1 protein-coding gene and 1 pseudogene are annotated in these 5,727 nt (G+C 72.0%); both read right to left on the minus strand.

Features of this window, described 5'->3' with window-relative positions:
- Nucleotides 1-5,479 (minus strand): non-ribosomal peptide synthetase (locus ETD83_RS38500; RefSeq protein ID WP_329603056.1); only part of this gene is annotated, 5,479 nt, incomplete at its 3' end.
- A gap of 75 nt (nt 5,480-5,554) precedes the next feature.
- A pseudogene (locus ETD83_RS46235) lies at nt 5,555-5,727 on the minus strand (AMP-binding protein); the annotation flags it as partial.

Below are 5,727 nucleotides of genomic sequence, written 5' to 3' on the forward strand. Positions count from 1 at the left end.
CATCCACACCCCGTGGCAAACACAACCCCACCACCGCACCACGACCCACACCCAACCCCGCCAGGACGCCCGCCAGCCCAGCGGCCCGCGCGTCCAACTCCGCATACGAGGTCTCGACATCACCCTCCAACACCGCTACCGCACCCGGAGCCGCAGCCACCCGCCCCTCGAACAACCCACCGACCGTGACGCCCGGCATCTCGGATCCGGTGTTGTTCCACTCGACGACGAGCCGCTCCCGCTCCGCCCGGTCCAGGACGTCCACCGCATGCACAGGCACATCAGGGTCAGCCGCCACCGACTCCAGCACCCGCACGAACCACCCGGCGATCCTGTCCACGGTCGCCGCGTCGAACAGGTCCGCGGCCGCGATGAGGGCGCCGTTCAGGCCCGCCGGGTCGCCGTGCTCGTCAAGGGCCTCCTGCAGGGACACGTCCAGGTCGAAGCGCGCCGTGGCGGTGGATCCGTCGAGCGGCGGGGTGCCGGCCTGCGCGTCGGGTAGTTCCAGTGCCGCTCGCGCGGTGTTCTGCAGCGTGAGCATGACCTGGAACAGTGGGTGCCGGGCCAGCGAACGCTCGGGCGCCAGCTCCTCCACCAGCCGCTCGAAGGGGACGTCCTGGTGCGCCAGCGCGTCCAGGGTCGTCTCGCGTACCCGGGCCAGGACCTGCCGGAACGGCGGGTTGCCGGACACGTCGGTGCGGATCACGAGGGTGTTGACGAAGAAGCCGACGAGGTCGTCCAGGGCCTCATCGGTGCGCCCGGCGACCGGTGCCCCGATCGGGATGTCGTGGCCGGCTCCCAGCCGGGACAGGAGGACCGCGAGCGCGGCCTGCACGACCATGAACGGAGTCGCGCCCTCGGCGCGGGCCAGTTCCGCGATCCGCCGATGCGCCTCCGCGGGGACCCGCAGCGGCACCCGGTGCCCGGCGTGGTCCGCCACTGCCGGGCGCGGCCGGTCCGCGGGCAGCGCCAGCTCTTCCGGCGCCCCGGCGAGCGCCGCGCGCCAGTACTCGACCTGGGCCGACAGCAGGCTGCCCGGATCGGACTGGTCGCCGAGCAGGTCCCGCTGCCACAGCGCGTAGTCGGCGTACTGCACCGGCAGGGGTTCCCAGCTCGGGGCCTCGCCCCGCCGCCGGGCCGCGTAGGCGTCCGACACGTCCCGGCCGAGCGGACGATGCGACCAGCCGTCGCTGGCGATGTGATGGACGACCAGTACCAGGACCCATTCGTCCGGGCCGGTCTGGAACAGCGACGCCCGGATCGGCGCCTCGGCCGACAGGTCGAACGGGTGCCGCGACGCGTCGCGGACGGCGTCCGCCAGTTCATCGGGTGCGACGGACCGGACCCGCAGATCCCATTCCAGTTCCCGCGGGTCGAGGATGTGCTGGTACGGCTCGCCGTCGTCGGCGGGGAAGATGGTCCGCAGCGATTCGTGGCGTCCGATCACGTCCCGCAGGGCCGCGGCCAGCGCCGTTGCGTCCAGGTCGCCGGTCAGGCGGATCGCCCTGGGCAGGTTGTAGGTCGGGCTCGGCCCCTCAAACTGTGCCAGGAACCACAGCCGCCGCTGCGCGAACGACAACGGGACCCGCCTCGGACGCGCGACGGGACGCAACGGCTCACGTCCCCGGTCCACTCCGGACCCGGCCAGCCGTGCCGCCAGCCCCGCCACGGTCGGGGCCTCGAACAGCACCCGCAGCGACAACTCCACGCCCAGCACGGTCCGGACCCGGGACACCAGGCGGACGGCCAGCAGCGAATGCCCGCCAAGGTCGAAGAAGGCGTCGTCCACCCCGACGGATTCCAGCCCCAGCACCTCGGCGAACATCCCGCAGAGGATCTCCTCCTGCACCGTGGCCGGTCCTCGTCCCCGGCCCGCGCGGTAGCGGGGCGCGGGGAGGGCGTTCCGGTCCAGCTTCCCGTTGGGGGCCAGCGGCAGCTCGGGCAGCGGGATCACGATGGCGGGCACCATGTGCTCCGGGAGCCGCCGCGCGACGTGCTCCCGCAGCTCGCCGTCGCTCGGCGCGGCGCCGGGGGACGTGACGTAGGCGACCAGCCGTCCGTCCCCGGGCGCGTCCTCGCGGACCACGACCACGGCCTGCGACACCCCGGGATGCGTGAGGAGTGCCGCCTCGACCTCGCCCGGCTCGATCCGGAACCCGCGAAGCTTCACCTGGTGGTCCACGCGGCCCACGAACACCAGTTGCCCGCCGGCCGTCCATTTGACCAGGTCGCCGGTGCGGTACATGCGCTCACCCGCGTGGAACGGGCAGGCCACGAACCGCTCCGCCGTCAGGCCGCGGCGTCCCACATAGCCGCGCGCGACACCGGCGCCGGTCACGTACAGTTCGGCGGCCACGCCGGCCGGCACCGGCGCCAGCGTCTCGTCGAGCACGAACAGCCGGGTGTTGGCTATCGGCGTCCCGATCGGGATCACGCCCCCGGCCACGGCCTCCAACAGCTCGGCGGTGGCCACGCCGATCGTGGTCTCGGTCGGGCCGTAGTGGTTGAAGACACGCCGGTCACCGGCCGCCCGCACCACGTCGCTCAGCCAGGCGGCGGACGCCGCCTCCCCGCCGAGCACCACCGAGCGGGCCGGGAGCACGCCCTCCACACCCGCCTCGGCCGACAGCGCCGCCAGATGCGACGGAACCGCCTTGACGAAGTCGATGCGCCGCGACCGCAGATACTCGCTCACCGCGGCAGGGTCCACCGCGACCGCCGAGCCCAGCGCGTGCAGCTGCCCACCGGTCGTCAAGCTGATGAACACCACCGTGTTGCCCAGGTCGGTCACCTGCGGTTGCAGCAGCGCGTACCGTGCCCCGGCCCCGCTCCACCCGAGCCGCTCCGACACCGAGGCCACGTAGTTGCTCAGCGACCCGTGCGTGACCGCCACGCCCTTCGGCGCGCCCGTCGACCCCGAGGTGTAGATGACATAGGCCAGCCCGCCAGGCTCCGGCGGCGGGGGCGCGCTTGTGTCGGAGGCGGACGCCGCCGTCTGGACGTCGTCCAGCCAGAGCACCGGGGCGTCCGGCAACCCGCCGGCCGGTCCGGCACCCGTCCTGCGGTCCGCGACGACGACCCGGGCGCCGCTGTCTGCCACCATGAACGCCACCCGTTCCGGCGGCAGCTCCGCGTCGATCGGCAGGTACGCCGCCCCGGCCTTCCACACCCCCAGAATCGCGATGATCATCTGCGGTCCGTGCGGGAGGCACAGCCCGACCACCGACTCCGCGCCGGCTCCCCCACCGCGCAGCCGCCGGGCGATCCGGTCCGCGGCGGCGAGCAGTTCCGCGTACGTCAGCTCGACACCGTCGGACACCACCGCGACCGCGTCCGGCGTCCGGCGCGCCTGGGCCTCGAACAGCTCCGGCAACGACGCCGACGCCACCTCGGCCGCCGTGTCGTTCCAGCCGTTCAGCAGGCGGTCCCGCTCGTCCGCGGCGAGCACGTCCATCGCTCGCACCGGCACATCGGGCCCGCCGTCCAGCGTCTCGGCGAGGGCCGTGATGATGTTGTCAGCGGCGGTGCGCACCAGCCTGCCGACCATGACAGCGTCGATGGACGCGACCGCTTGCACGGTCAGGCTGAGATCGTCGTCGCCCCGGTCGTTCACCGAGACGTTCAGCGGATAGTTCGTCCGGGATCGGGTGGAGATGTTGCGGATGCCCTCGACCGTCTGCTGCCCGTCGGCTTCCGCGTCCCGGCCGACGTGCCGGTAGTTCAGGAGGGAGGTGAACAGGGGCGTGTTGCCTGCGATGCCGCTGGCCTGCTGGGCGACGGCGAGTGGGGCGTGTTCGTGTTCGAGGAGTTCGGCGAGCTGGGTGCGCATCTGCTCGACGGCCGCGCGCACTCCGGTCTGCCCTGTGCGTACTCTGACCGGGAGGGTGTTGATGAACGGTCCGAGAACGCGGTCGGCATCGGTTCCGGCGTTCATCCGGCCGAACACGACCGTGCCGAACACCACGTCATCGCGGTTGGACAGGACGCTCAGCACCCGAGCCCACGCCACGTGCAGAACCGTCGCGGGGCTGGTGCCGAGGCGGCGTGCCACGTCCCTCAGGCGGAGCACCGAGTCCTTGGGGAGCGGCACCAACTCCGAGACCACATCGGAGCCGTCGCCGCGCACGTCGAGCAGCCCGAACGGCGCGGTCGGCTCGGTCACGTCGCCGAGCAGGTCCGCGAAGAACCGCTCATGCTCGGATCGGTCGACTCCCCTGGCCTGCGCCACGAAGTTGCGGAACGGTGCGGCCGGGGTCAAGGACTCCGTCTGCCCGGACAGCACGGTCCGCAGCTCCTGCAACAGGACGTCCATGCCCAGGTGGTCCTGGACCATGTGATGCATCCGCACCACGCCAAGCCATTCGTTATCGATCGTCTCGGCGGTGTGCAGGTCCATGAGCGGGGCCTGGGAGAGGTCCATCGCAGAGCCTGCGGCCGTGAGCAGCGCGGCCGTCTGGTCGGTTTCGGCGGGGTTCAGCGTGTGTTCCCGCACGGGCAGGACAGCCTGACGCCATACCGCTTGGACGGGTTCGCGGAGCCCTTCCCAGACCACGCCCGTGCGGTAGATGTCGTGACGGTCGACGACCTGTTGCAGCGCCTGGGCGAACTCCTCCAGGCGGGCCCGGTCGGTGAACCGCAGCACGCGTAGTGTGACGTAGGCGTCCGCGCCCCGGTCGGCCAGCAGGTGGTGGAAGAGCAGGCCCTCCTGCAGCGGGGCCAGCGGATAGATGTCGGCCACGTTGGCCGCGCCGCCCTCAACGGAGGCGACCACCCGGTCCAGTTCGGGCTGGGTGAGGTCGACCAGCGGCAGCATGTCCGGGGTGATGTGCCGGGCGTCGGTCGGGATCAGGTTGTCGGGAACCTCGACCGACACCGCCCCGGCCGCCCGCGCCAACCCCGCCGGGGTGGGTGTCTGGAACAGCGCCCGTACCGAGACGTTCACGCCGCCTTCTCGCAGCCGCTCTACCAGCGAGACCGCCAGCAGGGAGTGCCCGCCGAGGCGGAAGAAGTCATCGTCCATCGACACCGCGTCCACGCCCAGCACCTGCGCGAACACCTCACACAACACCCGCTCCTGACGGGTCACCGGCTCACGCCCCACACCCCCAGTGCGCTCCGGTGCAGGTAAGGCTCGACGGTCCAGCTTGCCGTTGGGCGTCAGCGGCAACTCCGGCAACACCACCACGGCAGAGGGCACCATGTACTCCGGCAACCGCCCACCAACGAACGCCTGCAATTCATCCACGACGGCCGACTCAGGCTCCGCCATGACGAGGTAGGCGATCAGACGCTTGTCGCCCGGGGCGTCCTCGCGGGCGATGACCGCTGCCTGGGCCACGCCCGGGTGGGCCAGCAGTGCGGTCTCGATCTCACCCGGCTCGATCCGGAACCCGCGGACCTTCACCTGCTCGTCCGCACGGCCCGCGAACACCAACTGCCCATCCGCCGTCCACCGCGCCAGGTCACCCGTGCGATACATCCGCTCACCCGCACCGAACGGACACCCCACAAACCGCTCCGCCGTCAACCCCGGACGACCCACATACCCGCGCGCCAGACCCGCACCCGCGATGTACAACTCGCCCGCCACCCCGACCGGCACCGGTGCCAGCGCCTCGTCCAGCACGAACAGACGGGTATTGGCAATCGGACGACCAAACGGCACCACCCCAGGCCGCTCCGCATCCACCGCCCCGGCAGCCACCATCACCGCCGCCTCCGTCGGCC

The organism is Actinomadura soli, assembly GCF_005889715.1.
Taxonomy (GTDB): domain Bacteria; phylum Actinomycetota; class Actinomycetes; order Streptosporangiales; family Streptosporangiaceae; genus Spirillospora; species Spirillospora soli.